Raw genomic sequence first — 513 nt, 5'->3', positions numbered from 1 at the left:
GCTCGCCGAGACGCCGTGCCCACAACGGCGCACCATCGTTGATCGCCGACCCGCGAGGAGCCAGATGCCGACGCCACCGACGGCCACGACCACGGAGTTCGCTTCCCTCACCCGCCCGTCAGGCGGGTTCGCGATGCTCGCCGTGGACCAGCGCGAGGCACTGCGCGGCATGTTCGCCGAGCGCTACCGCCGCCCGGTGGCGGACGCGGAGCTCACCGAGTTCAAGGTGGAGACGGTACGCCGGCTGTCCCCGCACGCCTCCGGCGTGCTGGTCGACCGGCAGTTCTGCCTCGACGCGGTGCTCGCCGCCCGGTCGACGCTGGTCATGCCGCTGGCGCTGTTGCGCGATCGTCGCGCGGGTGAGGCCCAGACTGCCCTGCAGGTCCTGACCGTGGCTCGGGACCAGCTCAACGCCGACCGGCTGCGGTGCATCAACGCTGTCACGGCTCTGGTCCGTGGCCATGACCTCGGGGTAGATGCTCGCCGCGCGTTGATGGCATCGCAGATCGCCAC

At 71.3% G+C, this 513-nt stretch carries 1 protein-coding gene; it reads left to right on the top strand.

Annotation, left to right across the window (positions count from 1 at the left end):
• Positions 1-64: 64 nt before the first annotated feature.
• Positions 65-513, top strand: a 449-nt coding sequence (locus tag GEV06_29320) for a hypothetical protein (protein ID MPZ21936.1), incomplete at its 3' end; no start/stop codon positions are given.

The sequence above is a fragment of the Luteitalea sp. genome (assembly GCA_009377605.1).
GTDB lineage: Bacteria > Acidobacteriota > Vicinamibacteria > Vicinamibacterales > Vicinamibacteraceae > WHTT01.
Note: the sequence above shows the minus strand (reverse complement) of the source record. Positions and strands in the feature narration are given on the sequence as shown.